General features: G+C 52.5%; 13 protein-coding genes. 2 read left to right on the top strand and 11 right to left on the bottom strand.

What is annotated here, in order from left to right; genetic code table 11:
- Nucleotides 1-33 precede the first annotated feature (33 nt).
- The gene (locus BMZ56_RS00530) at nucleotides 34-432 is read left to right on the top strand and encodes a DUF1398 domain-containing protein (RefSeq protein ID WP_090624370.1); all 399 of its coding nucleotides are present in this window, start codon (nucleotides 34-36) and stop codon (nucleotides 430-432) included.
- 126 nt (nucleotides 433-558) lie between these two features.
- On the opposite strand, the gene BMZ56_RS00525 is transcribed toward BMZ56_RS00530, so the two are convergent.
- From BMZ56_RS00525 to BMZ56_RS00500, 6 genes are all read right to left on the bottom strand, one after another.
- Complete coding sequence (locus tag BMZ56_RS00525) at nucleotides 559-738, bottom strand: DUF2188 domain-containing protein (RefSeq protein ID WP_090622543.1); 180 nt, start codon at nucleotides 736-738, stop codon at nucleotides 559-561.
- A gap of 6 nt (nucleotides 739-744) precedes the next feature.
- On the bottom strand, nucleotides 745-930 hold the full coding sequence (locus BMZ56_RS00520; protein ID WP_090622539.1) for a DUF3606 domain-containing protein: 186 nt from the start codon (nucleotides 928-930) through the stop codon (nucleotides 745-747).
- 204 nt (nucleotides 931-1,134) lie between these two features.
- Nucleotides 1,135-3,108 (bottom strand): OmpA family protein, encoded by a 1,974-nt coding sequence (locus tag BMZ56_RS00515; RefSeq protein WP_090622535.1) that lies wholly within the window; start codon nucleotides 3,106-3,108, stop codon nucleotides 1,135-1,137.
- A gap of 17 nt (nucleotides 3,109-3,125) precedes the next feature.
- A complete protein-coding gene (locus tag BMZ56_RS00510; protein WP_090622532.1) occupies nucleotides 3,126-3,416 on the bottom strand; it encodes a hypothetical protein in 291 nt (96 codons plus the stop codon).
- A gap of 18 nt (nucleotides 3,417-3,434) precedes the next feature.
- Complete coding sequence (locus BMZ56_RS00505; RefSeq protein ID WP_090624368.1) at nucleotides 3,435-4,445, bottom strand: PorP/SprF family type IX secretion system membrane protein; 1,011 nt, start codon at nucleotides 4,443-4,445, stop codon at nucleotides 3,435-3,437.
- 41 nt (nucleotides 4,446-4,486) lie between these two features.
- A complete protein-coding gene (locus BMZ56_RS00500; RefSeq protein WP_090622526.1) occupies nucleotides 4,487-14,986 on the bottom strand; it encodes a Calx-beta domain-containing protein in 10,500 nt (3,499 codons plus the stop codon).
- A 336-nt stretch (nucleotides 14,987-15,322) separates the two neighbouring features.
- Between BMZ56_RS00500 and BMZ56_RS00495 the strand changes: the two genes are divergently transcribed.
- Nucleotides 15,323-18,358: a sensor histidine kinase gene (locus BMZ56_RS00495; protein ID WP_090622522.1), complete on the top strand. Its 3,036-nt coding sequence runs from the start codon at nucleotides 15,323-15,325 to the stop codon at nucleotides 18,356-18,358.
- Here the strand turns inward: BMZ56_RS00495 and BMZ56_RS00490 are convergent.
- The 5 genes from BMZ56_RS00490 to BMZ56_RS00475 form a co-directional block, all read right to left on the bottom strand.
- Entirely contained in the window at nucleotides 18,326-18,964 is a 639-nt protein-coding gene (locus tag BMZ56_RS00490) for a response regulator transcription factor (RefSeq protein WP_090622520.1), read from the bottom strand. The genes BMZ56_RS00495 and BMZ56_RS00490 overlap by 33 nt on opposite strands.
- 296 nt (nucleotides 18,965-19,260) lie before the next feature.
- A complete protein-coding gene (locus BMZ56_RS25365; protein ID WP_143072807.1) occupies nucleotides 19,261-19,461 on the bottom strand; it encodes a hypothetical protein in 201 nt (66 codons plus the stop codon).
- Nucleotides 19,424-19,648 (bottom strand): hypothetical protein, encoded by a 225-nt coding sequence (locus BMZ56_RS00485; protein ID WP_090622518.1) that lies wholly within the window; start codon nucleotides 19,646-19,648, stop codon nucleotides 19,424-19,426. The genes BMZ56_RS25365 and BMZ56_RS00485 overlap by 38 nt, the downstream gene beginning before the upstream one ends.
- 138 nt (nucleotides 19,649-19,786) lie before the next feature.
- Nucleotides 19,787-20,476, bottom strand: a complete 690-nt coding sequence (locus BMZ56_RS00480; protein ID WP_090622514.1) for a DUF6266 family protein — start codon at nucleotides 20,474-20,476, stop codon at nucleotides 19,787-19,789.
- Between the two features lie 332 nt (nucleotides 20,477-20,808).
- Nucleotides 20,809-21,153: a hypothetical protein gene (locus tag BMZ56_RS00475; RefSeq protein WP_090622510.1), complete on the bottom strand. Its 345-nt coding sequence runs from the start codon at nucleotides 21,151-21,153 to the stop codon at nucleotides 20,809-20,811.
- Nucleotides 21,154-21,210: the final 57 nt, after the last annotated feature.

The raw sequence follows: 21,210 nt of genomic DNA, 5'->3' as shown, positions 1-21,210 counted from the left end.
ACAAATCGTTTGACAGTTAAAAAAGAAAATGCGATGTTTACAGTAGAACAAATCAAGACAGCACACCGCAAAGTGAAATCTGGAGCGGACTTTCCTGCGTACATCAAGGAAATTAAAGCTTTGGGAGTCACACATTACGAAGCCTATGTAATAGATGGGCATATCGACTATCACGGCGGCGAAAACCATACCGTAAAAATACCGGCAAAATATGATCCATTGGTGATCGCTGACACCGCTTATGGTGAACAGTTCAAAGCTGAGCTAAAGGCACACCAAGAAGGCAAAACGGACTTTCTGACCTTCATCAAAATGTGCGCTGCAGTCGGCATCGAGAAATGGCAGATATCTATGGAGAAAATGACCTGTACCTATTACGACAAAGCCGGTATCGAGCAATTGGTAGAAGAAATTCGGATGTCCGTGCCGTAACAGTGTCTACATATACGATTAATTTATCTTGGGAAAAATCTTTGATCACCGATTTATTTTGAATGCCAGTGCATCCTAAACCTGTACGATCAGCAAGGGAACGGTAAGTTTGCTATTCCACAATAACTATTTTTTGTGTTCATGGTCGTGAAAAAATTCCCGTGCACGCTTTAGGCCGGTTGCGATGGCAACGCCTTCTTGCGCACCTTCCTTAAGCAGCGCGTTAGCTATTTCTACGGCCTTTTCCCTCAGTTTAACCGGTTGGTTCTTATACGAAGGCGGATAATCGCCATGATACCAAGGCATAACAATTCAATTTTTATTGCTAGAAAGATACACCTCCACTTTTGCACGGTCGTTGCCAACCGCCTGGATGGCCTGCCTTACCTTTTCGGCGCTTACCCCCAGCTTTCCTGCTAGAAAGTCTATTTCGTAATCCTGATTGCCCGCCACCCGTTCACGGTCACGCCCGCCTACTTTGCTTTTGTCGTCTGCCATAATTGTTTTTCTTTTTTAACAACAGCGCGCCGGAATTGTTGCTGCAATAGGTGGAGAAATCTACGGCAGATTCAACAGCGCTTCGGTATTAGCCTGAGGCGGATTTTCGTAAGGGCAACTTGAAAAGCCTGCCGATGATAAACTTACTTTCGTCGGCATAGGACGGCACGCCCGTTATGATCTGTGTCATGATGATGTTTGATATTAATATTCCAATACCGTCACTTCCGTACGCCGGTTGGCCTGATGCTGCTCGCGGGAGCATGGCACGCCGTTGCCGCAGTCGTTCACCAGCCGCGTTTCCCCGTAACCCTTCGCAACCATCCGGTCGCGTGCGATGCCACGGCTCACCAGGTAATCCACCGCCGACTGGGCCCGCCGCTGCGACAGCGCCTCGTTGTAGGCATCGCTGCCACGGCTGTCCGTATGGCTCGAAAGCTCAATTTTCAGCGTCGGGTTATCACGCAGCGTGCGCACAAGCTCATCCAGTATCGCCGCAGCGTCCGGCCGGATGTTGTGCCGGTCGAAGTCGTAGTAAATATTCTCCAGCTCGAAGGTTTTGCCCACCTCGAATACAGGCTCCAGCAGCAGCGCCACCTCCAGCGTATCCGAGTCCGTGATGCCCAACGTGCTTACCTTTGCCGAATCGCCGTGGTACTTCTCCTTCTGGCCCAATACCGTGTAGGATTTATCCCGATCCAGCACGAATTCGAATGTGCCGCTTTCATCCGTGCGCTTCTTCGCTACGATTTCACGCGTGCCGTCGTACAGCGTCACCGAGACATCCGCCAATCGGTTGGTTGTATTTTTATCCGAGGCCGTACCCCTTAACAGGATAATGAGCTTCGGTTTCTCATAGGTAAACGAATAGATATCGTCACTGCCCCTGCCGCCTTTCCGGTTGGAAGACAGGTAACCGGCTAAGCCTTCTTCGCCCTCATAGGTGAGTAGGTAGGCAAAATCATCCCCCGGCGAATTCACCGGAAACCGCAGGTTCCGCGGTGCCGCCCATTGCTGGTTGCTGCCCGTGGCCTCAAAAACGTCCAGTCCGCCCATGCCCGCAAACCCGTCGCTCGAATAATACAGCCTGCCGTCCGGCCCGATGTTCGGGAAAAGCTCATTGCCGGAGCTGTTGATCTGCTCCCCGGCGTTTACCGGTGCGCCCCAGCTCCCGTCCCCCTGCCGCTCGCTGTACCAGATGTCCGTGCCCCCCTGTCCCCCGGGCATATCGCTCACGAAGTATAAGATGCTTCCGTCCCTGCTCAATGCGGCATGGCCCACCGAGTATTCCTCCACCTTGTTATAGGGAAACGGTGTAGCCTTCCAGCTACCGCCGTCCCCCTGTGTGTAGATGTATAATTCCAGCTTATGGGTCCGGTACTTCCGCCGTTCCTCCCGCGTAACGCTGCCCTCCTTCCCCGGGTAGGTGCGTGTTACGTAAAGCGTGGTACCGGCTGCGTCCGCAGCTACCGGACCGATATGGTACGGCACATTGTTGATCCCTTCATCCGCTATCACCGCATTCGAAAGCCCGTTGTCCGCCCCACGGTCAGCCGTGTACACCCGCAGGAACGAATTACCCGTCCAGCCATACGTCCCCGCACCCCGCATATGCCCGTCCGGTTCACCGGCGTAATAGACCTTATCCCCTGCCGGGAAAACCGAAAACTCCGACAGCGATGTGTTTACCCCTTCGTTGCGTAGTCTGTGCACCGTCGGATCGGCCATCCATACCAGCGCCGAATCGCAGCCCGCCAGCTGTACTGCCACCCCGTCCCGGTCACCCGTCTTCGCCGCATAGGCCTCCAGCTGCTTTTTCGCTTCGGCATATTTCGCGTTCATCTTCAGCACCTCCCCGTAGCGCAGCAGGTTTTCCGCTTCACTGCCTTCCATGGCCACCACCCGGGCGTACCAGTTCTCCGCGGCCTCGTAATCCTTCATCCGTGCGTAGCAGTCTGCAAGCCGCTCCAGATCTGACAGTCTGGGCCGCTTGCTGTCTGCCAGCCTGGTATATAAAGCCGCCGCGTTGGCGTATTCATATGTACGGTACAATTCATCCGCCCTGTCCCGCAGCGAAAGCTGTTCCTGGCCGTACACGATTACTCCGGTCATTACCAGCATGATTACTGAAAATGCCGTGCTAAAAAAACGAATGCCCTTTTGTACTTTATCTTTCATAACTCGTTTGCTTCTCTTCAGCGGGAGCTGTGCAGACTCCGCCTTATAAATGTATAATCAATTGAAGTCCCATCCATGTTGAAAAAAACCCGCAGAAGGTAACGGTATGCCCTGGCCCCGTCTGTCACCTCATAAGTCAGGTTACCCGAGGAGATGATGTACCGGCCGGGCCCGATGTTCGAGACAACGATGGGCAGCTCTTCCCCGGCCGACAGCCAGACCTCAATCCGGTGAGCATACCGGATATACCGGAATCCATGGGTCCCGTCCAGAAACAGGGCAAGTTTTTCAAACAACGTGGCCATCATACCATACCTCGGAATATCCTAAAAAAACCTGGGGCTTAACACACGCCGGTTTTTCCGGCCGAAGGTAATGCCCAGTGTCACCTCGTGCGATCCGTTCTGCACACTGCTCAATTGGCTCAGGATGTAATCGTATGAATACCCCACCCGTAGCTGCGGCGTCACGTACAGCTGGGCAATTGCCGACACCGAGTTCTGCTTGCTCAGCGAACTACCCGTGACGCGCTGGAAATCCTTCTTGAAAACCGTCACCCCCGTGCGCCAACCGCCGCCGATCCAGAACCGGTCGCCGAAAACGAACATCGCGTTCAGATCCAGGCTCGTCGGCCCCTTGAAGTCCTCTTTCAGCAAAAGGCTCGGACGCAGCCGCGTACCCTCACCCAGGTTGATCAGCGCCCCGCCCATGAAATAGATGTGACGCCGACGACGGATATTATCCGTCGTCGTGTTATCCCACCGGAAGATGTTGTTGCTCTGGTCCCCCGACAAAAGGTCCATCACCGAGATGCCCGCATACCACGTCGGATTGTAATAATACACACCAAACCGCACATCGGGCACAAAGTTGTTGATCCGGTTCGGCGGAACAACCGGATCCCCTGCACTGACCGGGGCAAGCAGCGCACCGTTCAGCCCGTACTGCGTAACCCCGGCACCCACGCCGAAGCTCAGCCGCTGCGTGTCCGCGTCGTCCAGCCGTAAACGGAAGGCGTAATTGAGGTAGGCCGAGCCAGCCGATTGCGGACCCAGCCGGTCCGTGGTCAGCTGTACCCCAAGCCCGTGCCGATTGCCCGCCGCAGGGTCCAGCAAGCCGTCAACCGACAGCAAAGCGGTCTGTGGTGCACCGTCGATGCCAACCCACTGACTCCGCATCCCCAGCTGCCCGAACCACTCCTCCTTGTAACCCGCATACGCCGGATTGATACTCATCGAATTGAAAATGTACTGCGTAAACTGGATGTTCTGCTGGGCATGGAGCCCGAACGGCGCCCCTGTTGCCAATAGCCATAGGATTATTTTGATATACCTCATCTGCATCGTATTGATAAGTCCGAATGATTTCGCTTGTTCCTTTATTGCTTCTTCAAGACTACCCAGCCTTTTTCTACCTGCGTGGCATTACCCTTATGCAACGTCAGCATATAATAATACGTACCCTCTGGGATATCCCCGCCCCCCCATGAATTATCATAATCGTCGTGGCGGTAAACTTCATTGCCCCAGCGGTTGAACACCACCAACTCCGCGCGGTCAAATCCTTCCATACCCAGGATTTCGAACTTATCGTTCTGACCGTCGCCGTTCGGCGTAAAGATATTTGTGATCCTCAATGGATTAGCGGACACGGCGACGGTCACCTCGGCCGGCTCGCTCCAGTTGCCTTCGCTGTCCATTACCCGGTACGCAAACCGGTCTTCACCGACATAACCCGGGCCGGAGGTATAGGTAACGGTCCCATCCGTGCCGACGCTCACCGTGCCATGCTGCGGCTGGGCGACGACCTCCACGGATGCCGCATCCAACGGGTAGGTCCGCTCGGTATCATTGCCCAGCACCGAAATAACCAGGGCTTTGTTCGAATGACCGGTTACCCCGTCATCATTTGCCTGCGGTGGGCGTACAGGGGCTACCGAGATTTCGTCCTGATTGTTACCTTCATCGGGATCATCCTCATTGCCGCTCACTTCCGCGCTGTTCAGGTATTCCCCTTCGGCGTTCACCGTTGCGGTGATCCGCAACACCCCGGTGGCGCCATTGGCCAGGTCGCCGAGCGTCCATATACCGGAGATGTCATCATAAGACCCAGCCGATGTTGTAGCCGACAGGAAGGTATAGCCTGATGGAAGCTTATCCGTTACCTCAACTCCCGTCGCATCGTCGGGGCCCAGATTGGTCACCTCCACGGTAAACACCACGGTACTTCCCGCAAGTGGCGAGGCATTGTCAACCGCTGTCGTGACCGACAGGTCCGGAGTAGCATGATCATCATCGGCAATATCCACCGTGGCGCGGTTTGCAGTGCTTATAGACACCGTGGCGCCGGGAGAAGACCCACCCGTGAGAGTCATGATCACGGTTTCCACGGGTTCGCGGGAATCATCATTCAATACGCGTACCGGTACCATAACACCGCGCTGACCTGCGGGAATCACTGCCCTACCTGTGAAAGCGAGGTAGTCATCGCCCGGGGTGGCGGTACCGCCTACCGTATAAGTAACCGTTACGTCTTCGGATACCGTCGTGCCCGCAGGCAGGCTGATCGTAAAGGCGCCGTCCGTGTCCGGTTCCGAGCCGTCGGCTGTTTTGCTGATGGCAAGCTCCAGGTTTGCCGGCATGGGGCTTTCATCGTCTGCAATGTTTACCGCCGCGCTGCCTGTGCCGGCAAAGGTGAAGGTGGCACTGTTTCCGCCCGACAGGGTCATGATTACGGTCTCCGTTGCCTCGATCAACTCATCGTCCATTACGGTGACCGGAACTGTTATGTTGTTCTGACCGGTAGCAATGACCGCCGTGCCTGTTAACGCCACGTAGTCATCGCCTGCGGTGGCCGAACCCGACATGGTAAAGTTTACCGTAATGGCTTCGGCTGCCGTGATACCGGAAGGCAGGCCGACCGTGAAGCCGCCGTCCGTGCCCGGTTCTGCGCCATCAGCACCCTTGCTGACCGTAAGCTCCAGGTTCGCCGGCACGGTGCTTTCGTCGTCGGCGATGTCCACGGTGGCGCTGCCCGTTCCTGTGAAGGTGAAGCTGGCGCTGCTGCCGCCTGCCAGGGTCATAACTACCGTTTCCGTTGCCTCAATCACCTGGTCATCTGCAACGATTACCGGAACGGTTACACTGTTTTGCCCTGCCGGTATCGTAACCACAGCGGTAATCGCGGCATAGTCATCCCCGGCCGTGGCGGTGCCGCCGACGGTATAATTTACTGTGATAGCTTCGGTGGCCGTTATTCCTGAAGGCAGGCTGACCGTGAAGCCTCCGTCGGTACCCGGTTCCGCGCCGTCAGCGCTTTTGCTGATCGCAAGCGAACGGCTCGTTGTACTTTCGTCGTCGGCGATGTCTACCGTAGCACTGCCCGCGCCCGTAAAGGTAAAGCTGGCGCTGCTGCCGCCTGCCAGGGTCATGACTACCGTTTCCGTTGCCTCGATCGCCTGGTCGTCCATTACGGTTACCGGAATATCGGCACTGTTTTGCCCCGCAGGGATCGTAACCGCAGCGGTGATCGCGGCATAGTCATCCCCGGCCGTGGCGGTGCCGCCGACGGCATAATTTACCGTGATAGCTTCGGTGGCCGTTATTCCCGAAGGCAGGCTGACCGTGAAGCTGCCATCGGTACCCGGTTCCGCGCCATCAGCTCCCTTGCTGATTGTAAGCTCCAGGCTGGCCGGATCCGTACTTTCATCGTCGGCGATGTCCACGGTGGCGCTGCCCGTGCCCGTAAAGGTAAAGCTGGCGCTGCTGCCGCCTGCCAGCGTCATGATCACTGTTTCCGTTGCCTCGATCACCTGGTCGTCCATGACGGTTACCGGAATATCGGCACTGTTTTGCCCCGCAGGGATCGTAACCGCAGCGGTGATCGCGGCATAGTCATCCCCGGCCGTGGCGGTGCCGCCGACGGCATAATTTACCGTGATAGCTTCGGTGGCCGTTATTCCCGAAGGCAGGCTGACCGTGAAGCTGCCATCGGTACCCGGTTCCGCGCCATCAGCACCCTTGCTGATTGCAAGCTCCAGGCTGGCCGGATCCGTACTTTCATCGTCGGCGATGTCCACGGTGGCGCTGCCCGTGCCCGTAAAGGTAAAGCTGGCGCTGCTGCCGCCTGCCAGCGTCATGATCACTGTTTCCGTTGCCTCGATCACCTGGTCGTCCATGACGGTTACCGGAATATCGGCACTGCTTTGTCCCGCAGGGATCGTAACCGAAGCGGTGATCGCGGCGTAGTCATCCCCGGCCGTCGCGGTGCCGCCGACGGTATAATTTACTGTGATAGCTTCGGTGGCCGTTATTCCTGAAGGCAGGCTGACCGTGAAGCTGCCGTCGGTACCCGGTTCCGCGCCATCAGCACCCTTGCTGATCGCAAGCTCCAGGCTGGCCGGATCCGTACTTTCATCGTCGGCGATGTCCACGGTGGCGCTGCCCGTGCCCGTAAAGGTGAAGCTGGTGCTGCTGCCGCCTGCCAGGGTCATGACTACCGTTTCCGTTGCCTCGATCACCTGGTCGTCCATAACGGATACCGGAATGTCGACACTGTTCTGACCCGCTGGAATCGTAACCGCAGCGGTGATCGCGGCGTAGTCATCCCCGGCCGTGGCGGTGCCGCCGACGGCATAATTTACCGTGATATCTTCCGCTACCGTCACACCTATGGGCAGGCTAACCGTGAAGCCACCGTCTGTGCCCGGCTCCGCCGCATCGGCGGTTTTTACGATGTTGAGGGTTAGGTTTTCCGGTATATTGTCATCGTCTGTGATATCCAGCGTTGCATTACTGCCGCCGGTAAAGGCAAAGCTCGCACTGCTGCCGCCCGTCACGCCGACAATCACCGTCTCCGTACTTTCGATCACCTGATCGTCGGTGATCATCAACGGCAGATCTACGCTGTTATCACCGGCTGGGATTACCGTTACTCCGGAGAGCGGTATATAATCCTGGCCGCTAGTCGCCGTACCGGCGACGGAATAATTTACCGTGATGTCTTCCGTAGCGGTCAAATCCGCCGGAAGCGCAATATTGAATGCCCCATCGGTAGCAGGTTCTGCCCCGTCGATGGTTTTGGTCACGTTCAGCACCAGATTGGCCGGTGTATGCTCGTCGTCCGCAAGGTGCACCATCGCGCTGCCCGAACCGGTAAAGGCAAAGCTGGCACTGCTGCCGCCGTTGAGTGATACAACCACGGTTTCGTCCCCTTCGATCAGCTGGTCGTCTATTACAGCTACCGGTATCTGTATACTGTTTTGCCCTGCGGGGATTACCGCCGTACCGGTGAATGCGGTGTAATCATCACCTGCGGTGGCCGTACCTGCCACGGTGAAGTTTACCGTAATGGCTTCAGAAGCCGTGATGCCTGCAGGCAGGCTGACGGTAAAGATGCCATCGGTGCCCGGCTCTGCCGCGTCACCACTATTGGCGATGGTCAATGCCCGGTTCGCTGGCGTATTATCATCATCAGCGATGTTTACTTCCGCGCTGCCGGTGCCGGTGAAGGTGAAGCTGGCACTGCTGCCGCCCGCCAGGGTCATGTTCACGGTTTCTGTTAGCTCGATTACCTGGTCGTCTGCAACCGTTACCGGAACCGTGGCACTGTTTTGTCCGGCCGGAATCATAACGGCTCCTGTGATCGCCGCGTAGTCATCACCTGCGGTGGCAGTGCCGCCAACGGTATAATTTACAGTGATGTCTTCAGAAGCTGACACGCCGGTGGGCAGGCTGATCGTGAAGTTGCCATCCGTGCCCGGCTCCGCACCGTCACCGCCATCGCTGATCGCCAGGGACAGGCTGGTTGTGCTTTCATCATCTGCGATATCTACCGTTGCACTACCTGTGCCGGTGAAGGTGAAGCTGGTACTGACCCCGCCGGCCAGGGTCATGATCACGGTTTCTGTCGCCTCGATCGCCTGGTCGTCGCTTACGGTCACCGGTACACTTACGCTGTTCTGGCCCGCGGCGATCACCACTGCACCCGTAATCGCGGCGTAGTCGTCGCCCGCGGTGGCCGTACCGCTGATCGTATAGTCTACCGTTACATCTTCGGATACCGTTATACCTGCCGGCAGGCTGATGTTAAAGGCACCATTGGTAAGTGGCTCGGCCGCGTCCCCATCATTCGTAACCGTGAGCACCCTATTAGCCGGATCAAGATCGTCATCCACAATATCCAGGGGCACTGCGTTCGCGGCGGCATCAGCAGTGTACGTAAAGCTGTTACCGTCCGTACCACCCATAAGGTTCAACACCATGGTTTCCGTGCCTTCAATGATCTTGTCGTCCCGCACGTTAACCCTTAGCGCTACACTGTTCTGATAGGCTGGCAATGTGATGGTGAAAACCGTATAGTCCGTATTGCGCGTTGCCCCACCGGTCATGGTATAGCTGAGCGTCGTATTGGCCGAAGAAGTGTAACCTGCAGGCAGTGATACGGTATAGCTGCCATTCGAAGACGGCTCTGCCGCGTCTGTATTTTTGACGACCGACAATACCTGGTTGGCCGCCATTGCGTCATCATCCGTTATATTGACGGTAATATCACTATTGACCGGATCCGGTGGGAAAATGAATGCATTCCCTCCCCCGTCTGTCGCGCTGCCGGAGAGCAGTGTAAAGATCATGGTTTCTGTAAGCTCGATTACCTGGTCGTCGAGTACGTCGAGGTTAACGGTGACGCTGTTGGTGTTGGCAGGTATGGTAATTGTTCCGATGCCCTGGTAATCTGTGCCGGGCATCGCCGTGCCGGATACCCGATACCCTACTGTTACAGGCCATGCAGATGTGGCCACACCAGCAAGCTTAACCGTAAACGTTGCTCCGGTACTTGGCTCTGAGCCATTCGTGCCGGCAATCACCTGCAAAGGCGTACTGCTGGCGGCATTGGCATCAACAATGTTCACGGTACCGCTGTTACTGGAAGGATCAATTGTGAACGGATAACTGGCCGAAGCAGCAGCCGTTAATGTGACCTGCACACTTTCGGGCCCTTCAATAATTCCATCGTTTGTGGCATCGACGTCTATAAAAACTTCATTGGCACCAGCCGGTATTACGATATTGCTACCGTCCAATCCGAGTAGCGTATAGTCAAAGACATTTGCTGCAGTGCCCGCAAGATTGAAGCTGATCACCACATCTTCAGAACTGGTAACCCCTGCAGGCAACGCTATCCGGTATTGCCCGTTAGTGCCGCCTTCTATCGCATCGGATACTTTGGTGAGCAATACGATGTTGCTGCTGGCGGTAAAATCATTGTCGCCGATATTCACGGTAGCGCTGTTGCCCGCGCTTGGGATGGTATAGGTGTAGTTGGCCGACGTAGCCGCAGACAAGTTGAATATAACAGTTTCATTGGGTTCTACCACACCGTTGTCAATAACGTCAACCGGCACTGCAATGCCATTTGTTCCTGCGGCTATGATGATTGTGCCAGTCAACGCCGTGTAATCCGTTCCCGGAGTGGCGGTGCCGCTCACGCTGTAGTTCAACGTGATATCCTCTACGGCCAATACGCCGGCAGGGAGGCTGATCATAAAGCTACCGTTGGTATAGGGTTCCTGGGCATCCGCCGTTTTGATAACGCTAACCTCGCGTTTAGCAGCCGAGAATCCATCAACCGTAACTGTGGCGGTCACCGATTCCGCACATCCCTCAGCGTTGGTCACCGTATAGGTGATGTCTGCCGTGCCGCCGGATACACCGGTTACCAAGCCGCTGGCGTCGACGGTGGCTACGGCAGCATCGCTGCTCGACCATACACCGTCCGGTGTGGTGCTGGAAAGTGTGGTGGTTTCCCCTTCAAATAACGTAAGTGTCCCCGTGATGGCATCGACCACCGGCTGTGGGTTTACCGTAATCGTCGCCGTCTGGCTGGCGGTACAACCCTCTTCAGCGGTTACCGTATAGGTGATGGTAGCCGTTCCGGGGGCAATTCCCGTTACCTCTCCCGTGGCCGCGTCAACCGTGGCGATGGCCGCATCGCTGCTGCTCCAAACGCCCGCTTCGGTGACGCTCTGCAACGTGGTGGTATTGTCAACACATACCGCGTCAGCGCCGGTTATCGGCGCTACGGTTACCGTGTTTTTGGTGATGACGATCTCATCGGAAATGTTGCACCCGTCGGGATATTCTACGGTTACGCTGTAGGTTCCGGCATCGGTGACGGTCAGCGTATTGCCGGTGCTGCCATCGCTCCATAAATACGTAGCAGAAGGACCGGCAAAGAACCCATCTGTGTTCAGCACGATGGGGAATCCATCCGCACACACCGTAAGGTCGGGGCCAAAGCCCATTATCGGCGAAGCGCCGTCGTAAGGTGCGATGTCCCAGCCGCTACTGCCGCCCAGATCCTGGCTATGAGAGCCGGCCGTAAACTCCGCCCCACCGGTAGCTGTCATCTGCTGAAAACGGACATAATCAAAGTTTACATTACCCGTAGCTTTGGTAACGATCGCACTCGTCGCCCCACTGCTCATGATTTCCGTCAACCGGCACGGTGTACCACTGCCAAACCAGCTATCCGTTATGATGGTGTTGGTGCCGGCATTAAAGATATATCGGCTTCCTGGGAAAAAAATCAACGTACCGATGGTATTGTTTGTCCCATAGATTTTACCGCCGCCTTTAAATTCTACGGTATCCAATTGGTTGTTTGTTCCATTGATACCGATGTCAGAAGCAACATTCGTGTCCGTAAAAACAACTTTGCTGGCCGCGACACCGGAAAACACACTATGCTGAGTCCAGTAGCCGCTGATTGACACCTGATCATAGGCAAATCCATTGGCGAGAAACACGCGGGTGTTTATCATTGAACCGTCCGCAGTGAGGGAACGGTTGGATGTGCCGCCATTATACCGCCAAAGGTTGCCTGTCAGGATGGTGCTGCCTGTAATATCAACCGAAAGATTATTGTTGCGTTCGTCATTATCCACTGCATGAAGATTCAAAATAACGTCATTGGCCACCAAACTGCCTTCATACAAAAATATATCGGTTTGGCTATTGCTATAGTCATTTCCAAAGACTAAGCGCCCACCTGTTTTTCGGAGTTCGAAATCCAGATTACCCAGCGCCTGCCCGGTGATGGTGGTTTCTTCCGTGCCCCGAAATTGAATGGTCGTATTCAATGTGCTGGAAGGGTTGAGCACCATACTTTCGCCCCATGCCTCCATGTTCCAAGCCCCAGCTTTGTTCAGAATCGGATTATTTGCCGCACCTGTCCAGTTCATGTCACGGAAGTAGGCATTGCCGGCGTTTACCGTGATCGTCCTTGCGGCCGCTGTCGTACCGAAGCCACTGTTCGCATCGAAATAAACATCGTTTGCAACAGTCGGGATACACGCTCCGCCCGGTCCGCCGGATGTAGTACTCCAATGGGAAGCGTCGTTCCAATCGCCAGCTCCACCCACCCAATACCGCGCATCGCCATCGGAAGCAATGATATTCCAGCCGGTATTGCCGCCGGCATCAGCGCCGGAAAACGTGATGGGAAGCGTTAGTGACCCGCCACCGCCGGTGGCGACCATGTTTTCCATGTATACGTTAGCGATATCCACCTCTGCATCCGCTCCAAAGACGATGGTGCTAACTGCCGCACCGCTCCGTATTTCTCCCAGGCCGCTGCAATCGGGATGGGTAGCCTTGAAGTATTTGTTGATCGTATTACTATCAAAGAACCGAAAATTCCTGCTTTCGCCTGTGATCAGGGAGTCGATGCTATTCCCGCCGTACCGAATCATCCCCTGCCCCTTGAATTCCAGCGTACCGATCGTGTTGCCGCTGCCAATCCAGGCCTCGCTGGTCAGCGACGGATTACTGAACGTCAGGAAGTCAATCGTTGTATTTGCAATATCAAACGCATTGACATTCGTAGCCGAGGATTCTACCTGATAAAAACTTCCGGTTCGTATACCGATATTAGTTTTCGCCAAAATGTTAGAGCCTGCTGCATCCACAGTTTTCGCTGCGTTTAAGAATTCCCAGTTGTTCACCGTTATGGACGCGTCTCTCATAGTTAAGTGTCCACCCTGTGATTGGATACCTTGAAACACGTTGATATCCAATACCCGGTCGTGTACATCCACATCTCCCCGTAACCAAACCACCCTAGCCTGTGGATTGCTCCAATTATCCAACAAGGCAACGGTGCCGATATTTGCTGAAGGGCCTGACTTGGAGATACGAGCCTCTAAAAGGCCCTGCGTGCTATTGTTGTTCGTGAATGTCACATCCTCCGCTCCGGTAAATTGCAGCATGGCGTTCATCGTAACGTTCGGATTAAGGACGACGGAACCGTAAACCCGCAACTGGTAATTGTTTGACTCGTTGAACGTGACATTACTGGACAGATTCGCGGCCCAAGTCATATCTTGGCAATACGTATTGCCCGATGTGGTTATCACGCTGCCTGCGTTGAGCCCGCTGGCATTATCGAACACGACATTGTCCGTTACAAACGGGATACAAGCACCGCCGGTGCCGCCGCTGGTTTCGCTCCAATGGCTACGGTCGCTCCAATCGCCAGCACCGCCTACCCAATATAGTGTACGGCTGGCCGTAGTGGGTGTATTGATAATAAAGCCACTGTTCCCTTCGTTATCCACCCCATTAACCGTGAGGGGTGTAATGCTTCCCGTTGCTGCGATATTGGTCAGCAACACGTTATCGATCTCAGCGACGGCTCCGTCTGCGAAGTGAATGGTACCGCCAGAGCCGCCCATAATTTCCGTAAACCCATCACACGGTAAGCCACCGGCCCGGAAGCGTTTATTGATGGTTGTCGTACCACGGATAATAATATTCTTATTGGGCGCTGTGTACAGTGTATCAAAAACATGCGCGCCATTATCAATGATTTCCAACGCTCCGCCTATTTCGGCGTACTGAACTACGTTATTCGTTCCCCCAACAGCTGCATTCCCGGCAAAAGTCACGTACTTAATCACATTATTGTCATTCCGGACGACGCCAGCGCCCATAAAAATCAATGTGTCCACGATATTACCTGCATGGATACGTGCATTGGATGTCAGCGACGGGTTGCTGAATACCAGTTTCCGGAATGTGGTATTATAAACCGCAAACAGGTCGTTGTTGGGACTGTCTGAAAGCGCTTCGACCTCGTCAAATTCTCCGCCATCGGTCGCCAATCGGATGCCTGTCTGGATGTAGGATCCATCAGCCGTCACCGACTTATTGGCTCCCCGGAAATAAAGATTCCGTAATATAATCAACCGGCCTCCCGTGATGTCGAGATGACGAGGACTGTCGCTTTCGCTCCTAAAGTTGTATACGGACATGGTCCTGCCAGTGGCATTTAGCGTACCGGCTGTTAAAATCAGGCCGTAAGTATTATTGGCGGTAGTTCCCGTATAAATTAAGTCATCCAATAACGTTAGCCCGCTTCCCGGCTTATTGACGGTCAGGTTCAAAATACCGTTAATTTCACCGTTGGAGGTTAGCGTGGCAGGATTAGGTCCCGCAAATTCCACGTCGATCGCACCATTATACGTAACCGTTGGTGACAATACGAGATTGCCATATATAAACAGCGTATTTGAACCCGTACGGGCCAAAATGGGATTATTCGGCACATCGCTTTCCCACGTCATGTTGGCACAAAACGAATTGGCGTCCAGCGTAACCGTACGAGCGGCCGCCGTCGTGCCAAACCCGCTGTAACTGCCAAAAAACACATTGTCGCCCGTAGCGGGGACGATACTTGGCACACCGCCAGTTGGACTACCCAGCCGCCAGTGTCCATTCAGGTCGCTCCAGTTTCCGCCGCCGCCTACCCAATAATAATCAGCAGCCCGGAGTGGAACACTAGCAACAAGGACGAGGAATGCAAATAAAATTCTTTTCATAAACAATTAAGTAGCTGTCAACGATGTGAAATAAGACGACACAGGACAGGAATAAGTAGATAAAAAAGTCCATTGGTAGATGAGTCTTTATTTACGGGAACAAAAATAATCCATTCGGCTTAGCGCGGTCAATCGTATTTTTTCTAAAAATGGATCGTAAAAATATGTTTAAATAGATAGAAAAATTTCTATCTCCCTCACCGCTCAATACCATCTGGAATCAATCAATTAGAAAAAACACCAACTAATAATTAATTGATCTTGCGCCCGTCAAGTAAATTGGATACATTTACACCATTCATCGCATTATAGCCGACACAGCATTTATCTTAAGACGTGACTTCATCTATCGCCTCAATCAAAAACAGTATTTTTCCTGCTTTCGCCGCATTTTTTTTCAGTTTAAATGCGACACTCGCTGCAGACGAAACGTTCATCATTGATCACTATACCGATGAGCACGGCCTGCCCCAAAATAGTATAAAAGGAATCGGCCAAGACAACTTAGGTTTCCTATGGCTGATCTCAGAAAAAGGCCCCATCCGTTATGATGGCAATGGGCAATTCAGAACGTTTGATAATCTATCGGCGTCGTTAAGAACGGATCGAATGATGGCGCTGTATCAAGGCGGTCCGGGCGGCGAGCTTTGGGCTCAGGCCGAAAACGATACACTTGTCATGTTGAAGGATGGGCAGGCGGTTACATCGGCCGATACGTTTTGGGATGTTTTTGAGAAGCCAGGGCCGGCATTGGCAGAGACGTTGGTCACAACTACCCGATTGCCAGCACCTTATCCCGAAGCACTTCCAGAATGCCTCTTCATTCCCGATGGTACGGGAAGTGGATTTGTGGTATCAAAAGATTCAATCTCGTTCACGCCGCACCATCAAAAAACGGCACACAGGTGTTATTTTCCCAACAAAAATCCGTGGGGATTTGTGGGTTTCCAGGGAAAGTTACTGTACCTAAACCAGCTTCGATCATGCGTGGTGTTCCATCGAGATAATCGAATTACGCAAGAAGAAATCGGCGGCGACTTGCTAAGCTTACCAGCAAACACCCACTTTACCATCTACTGGAACACAGCGTCAAATCAGCTGTTTGTCTACGCCGAAAAAAAACTCTATCGGTTAACCGAGGACGGCAACGGAGGATTTAGCAGCACGTTGCTCGTTTCCGGACTCGATTTTAAAAAAAATGCCATTACCACAGCGCATTATATGCCATCGCAAGGAAAGCTTTTTCTTGGCAGCGCTACCAAAGGTCTTTTCGTGGTACAAAAGCGGCATTTCAACACGCTCCATTCAGGAGTTGACTATCCCAACAACACCTTTTACAATCAAACATTGCTGCCTAATGGCCTGTTATTGACAAATGAAGGCCGCGCTTTTGACCGGAAGGGGCAGCCGCATCTACTCCCTTTTTTGCAGGAAAAAAAACATCAATACCATCAGGTCATCGGACCCGACGGAAACCTATGGATATTTCAGTGGGATACAATCCTTCTCGTTTCTCCTCAGCTTAACCAGCTAATCGGCATCAGGCAAAATCCGGCATTGGCAAAATTTTCCGATTGGGATGAAAACTCAAACTTTTGGATTGGCGGCGATGCAGGTATACTGCAGAAGTATCAGGCAGACCGGGACAGTTTCCTAACCATGGGATCCTTTCCGGCTATCACGTATATTGAAGATCGAGGCCTTCAAGAATTATACGTTGGCACCGAAAACGGGCTGTTTGTTTTCAATACGTTGCACTGCACCAAAAAAGAAATCCCTGAATTCGCGGGCAAGACGATACGCAGTATTTATAAGGAATCTGCCAGCAGGCATTGGATAACCACCTATCAACAAGGCTTTTTTTTGTGTGAAAATGGAGAAGTGACCGCTTTCCCATTGGACAAAAACGGCTATTTGGCGACATCACATTGCATGTTGGAAGATGCGCGTGGCTTTCTTTGGATAAGTACCAATAAAGGGTTATTTAAAGTAAACAAACAACAATTACTGGCTTACAAAAAAGACCAGACAAAAGTCCCGTTCTATTTCTATTACGATAAGCGGTGGGGATTCAACACCAATGAATTCAATGGCGGGTGCAAGCCGTGCGCGATCAAACTTCCCGATGGCAACTTCTCCTTTCCCTCGTTGGATGGCCTCGTGCAGTTCACTCCAGACGCGATTAATGATCATTTTCCATCGGGAGATATTATACTCGACGGAGTGATACTGGACAAAAAAAATTTACCTACACAGGATACCATTTGCATTCCGCAAGATTTCTCACGTTTGGACATCAAAATTGCCACGCCGTTTTACGGCAGTCCGCATAATATGGAAATCGAATACATCGTGACCAGTGAAGACAAACCCAAGGGAAACTGGCTTCCTCTCAATGGTGCGGACAACACGTTATCCATCAATGAACTGTCTTCGGGAAGCCACGACATCTTGGTGCGTATGCGGAAAGGGATGGACGCCCGTGATTTCAATTATGCAACATTCCATCTGTATATACAGCCGTTATTTCACGAGACGACTTGGTTTACCTTACTTCTTTGTACGATATTAGGTCTTGCCATTTGGCTAATAATTGCTTTACGGACCCGATTTATTCTCAATCAAAACCGTTTGCTTGTCCATAAAGTCAACGAACGGACCCATATACTCAAAAGTCAATATGAATGGCAGCAACGGCTCTCTACATCCATTACACACGACATTAAAGCCCCGCTTAACTATGTAGTTAAAGCATTAGGTAATATTCAGGACATTGCGAAGGCCGAGGGCTTTTTACCCCGTGAAATGGAACAGATTTACTTATCGATCAAAAATATTTACCATTACTCGAATAATCTGACGAAATTGGCCAAACTGATGCTAACGAGCGATGTATTGGAATTCACGGATGTACCGTTATATCAGGTTGCGCAACGACAAATCGACATTTTTAAATCGGCTGCAGAATCGCGGGGTAATACCGTGCACAACCATGTTCCTATCGGCACAATTGTGCATTCCAACGCCGATGTGCTCGCCGTCATCATCCATAACCTTCTGGACAATGCAACGAAGTTTACCCAAAATGGCGAAATAGAAATCGATGTTGCATATCGGGCTGATATGACGATCTTATTCAGCATTAGCGATACCGGCGTTGGCTTGTACCCCGAACAAATCCATTATTATAATGAGATGAATAAGGAAAAACTACCTGCGCGTACTGATGAAAAAAGCATTGGATTTGGCCTATTGCTCGTAAAAGATATGGCCCGTTTCATTAACGCTGAAATGTCACTTCACAGTGTACTTGGCGGGGGCACAACCGTTTCATTCATTTTACACATGGTACATGCTAAAAGCGTCGATTAATTCTCTGACATTCCGGACACATAACTTATCGAAGATCTTACTCTTATAGGTGCCAACGGTAGAAGTATGGATAAACAGCGTCTTGGCAATTTCTCCTACGCCTTTCCCCGCGATCAATAGTTGGCTTATTTCCAGTTCTCTATTTGTAAGATTTTCTATTGGGTTGTTCTGTAATAAGCTTCCGCGATTCAGCCGGCTTTGCAGTAAATATTCCTTCAGTTTGCTGCTTAGGTACTTTCTGCCGGCGTACACCGTATTAAGGGCTTCTTTGATGTCGCCTTCATCGCTGTCTTTCTGCAGGTACCCGTCTGCGCCTGAATCAATATAACGCAGTGCATATAAGTCTTCCTCGTAGGCCGAAAGCATTAATATACGAACCGCGGCTTGGATATTCCGAATCATCGGAACCATTTGAAAAGTATTACCCCCGGGTATATTGATATCCAGGACAATCAAATCTATCGGTTGTGTTGCCAACAATCGCAACAAGGCGGGTAGATCCTGTGCAAAGTGAACGGTGCTTTCCGGCATCCATTCTTCAACCAGATATTTCATTCCTAGCCGGACAGCACTATGGTCATCGGCAATGGCAACTTGGATTGGCATATAACGGCTCTTTCAAGTATAATACAGTAATTCTCGGTAGAAAAAGATGAAATGAAACCTGTTCACTTCATTCACAAATATGATGAAAAAGAACCATCATAACTAATAAAACAACGAAAATCTTACAAAGAAAGCTATAAGGCACAACGATTGCTGTTTTCGGATAAATTCGTGATAGCAATTTTTAGCATACAATACCTGTTGAAATTTACCTTGAGGGGCTGAAAAATTCAATGAAAAATGCCTGAAGATGCCGCCCGAAAGCGGTCTCTTCAGGCTTGATGGAATTCAGCCGACTAGCGCCGGCGTTGCCACAGGCGTTGCATCAGCCACGTCACCGCGAAACTCACCACCGCACCGATGGCGGCAAGCAGCGCCGTACGTAGCATATCGTGTACGCCCCATTGGCCAACGATGCTCAGCAGCGTACCGCCCGTGGTGCCAATACCGACCTGCTGGCTAGCCTTCATCTTCTTCCCTCCTATTCTTTGCTGCACTCTCCACTGCTTCCAGCACACCCAATGCCAGTGCGAGGTATTTGGCAACGGCCACTATTTTGGGTGGCAGCTTCAGCGGCGAGGCGACGACTAACTGGCTCGCTACGGCGAGTCCTTCCTTGATCCGTTCATAAATTGTCGGTTTGCCCGCTTCAGGTAGGCCAACAGTCTCTTGGTTTTCTTTCATCTTTTTCAGCTATCGGCTTTCGGTTATCAGCAGTCAGCTTCCCGAATGCCACATGGACGATTTGTATGTTGTCCATTTTTCGTTGATCATGAATTAAAAAAGCAGCGGGGCCTTCCCCACCCCGCTGCTTAACGGCTGTTAAGGTTCTGGCTCCTCCTCCTCAGCACCTGCCAGTACCACCGTGCCGGCATACTGGCTAATGGACTGCCGTGCACGCTCACGGTGGCGCACAAACGCCCACACATGGAACTCATGACCGGCAAAAATTGCCGGAAGTTCCAGCTGCAGGGCTTCGTCCTGCCTGATGGCCGTGCGGTTGGTGGTAAACAGCTGCTCCGTGCGGTTGTACAGCAAGACGAACACCTGGTCGTCATAGTACGATCCCTTCACCTCGTCGGGGTCAATCGGTTCCTCACTGAGGTCCATCCATGCCATTGAGAGCGTGTTTGGCGCATCCGAGGCCAATGTAAGGCCCACGAGCTTGTCCATATTGCCCTGGCTCACGGATACTTTCTCGAAGTCGATCTCGTAGTCGGGATACTCACCCGTGATCGCCTGGGTGATGAACAACTGGAGTCCGCGGTTGTACCCCGTGTTGCTGCCGCGCTGCTTGTCGTTGAAGCCCAGGTTGAGTATCCACTTCATCGGTTGGAGAAAGGATACCGCCAGTGCAAACTTTGCCCGCTGTGCCAGCTGCGCCGGCGTAGCCGGTTTCTTGCTCGGTTTGGGCAAGCTGCGCATGTAATTGATTTCGCGCCAGCTGCTGCCTACCGTGTTGCCAATGGTGCCTGAGAATGCACCGTTGATCCCTTTTTTGAAAACTGCCATAACTAAAAATTTAAGCGTTAAAAATTCTGTTTATTACTCCTGAAAGCACTGTTATACCGGTATTTCCGCTTTCTGAGCACAAACGTAGCCCAAGGAGCCCGCCCCGGAAACTTTTGGCAGTGATTGGCAATAATTGGCACAAATCGCTGCCAATCACTGTCACTTCTTCGACAGTTGTTCGAGATTTCTTCGGGAGTTGTTCGACAATTGTTCGAGTACCCTTCGGGAATCGTTCGGGAATTGTTCGGTTAACCTTCGGCAGCTAGCCGAACCGCAGCCGAAAGCAGGGCGAACCTATCCATACCCAATCCCGGATGGATGTGCCGCGAAGGTCAGATGCGGCCGCGACGCTTGCTCTCTTTCCGCTCCTTTTCTAAATCGCTGGGGTAAAAGAAATCCGGTCCCTCCCACTTTCGGGGAATCAACTTACCATCCGCTATCCGGCGATAGTACGTTCGTTCGCTGACGCCCAGATACTTCAACACTTCGGGCAGGTGCATTTTAGGTTCATCCTTCGGAAAAGTTCGGCGGATGAAGGCAATGAGTTCTGGCAGGTATTCGGTCATTTGTTCCAGCAGGCCACTTTCGATCAGCATTCGGGCTGCTTGGTCGAGGTTTACAAGGTGAAAGTTAATGTTGCTGAGATTACTATTCAGATTTTCAACTAAATTTTTCATGAGGTTTGGTGTTTTGCACCATCTCCATGACAGAAACCCGGCAGCCCGATAGGGGTA

This window comes from Parapedobacter indicus (assembly GCF_900113765.1).
Taxonomy (GTDB): Bacteria; Bacteroidota; Bacteroidia; order Sphingobacteriales; family Sphingobacteriaceae; genus Parapedobacter; species Parapedobacter indicus.
This window is presented reverse-complemented; position numbering and strand designations above follow the sequence as displayed.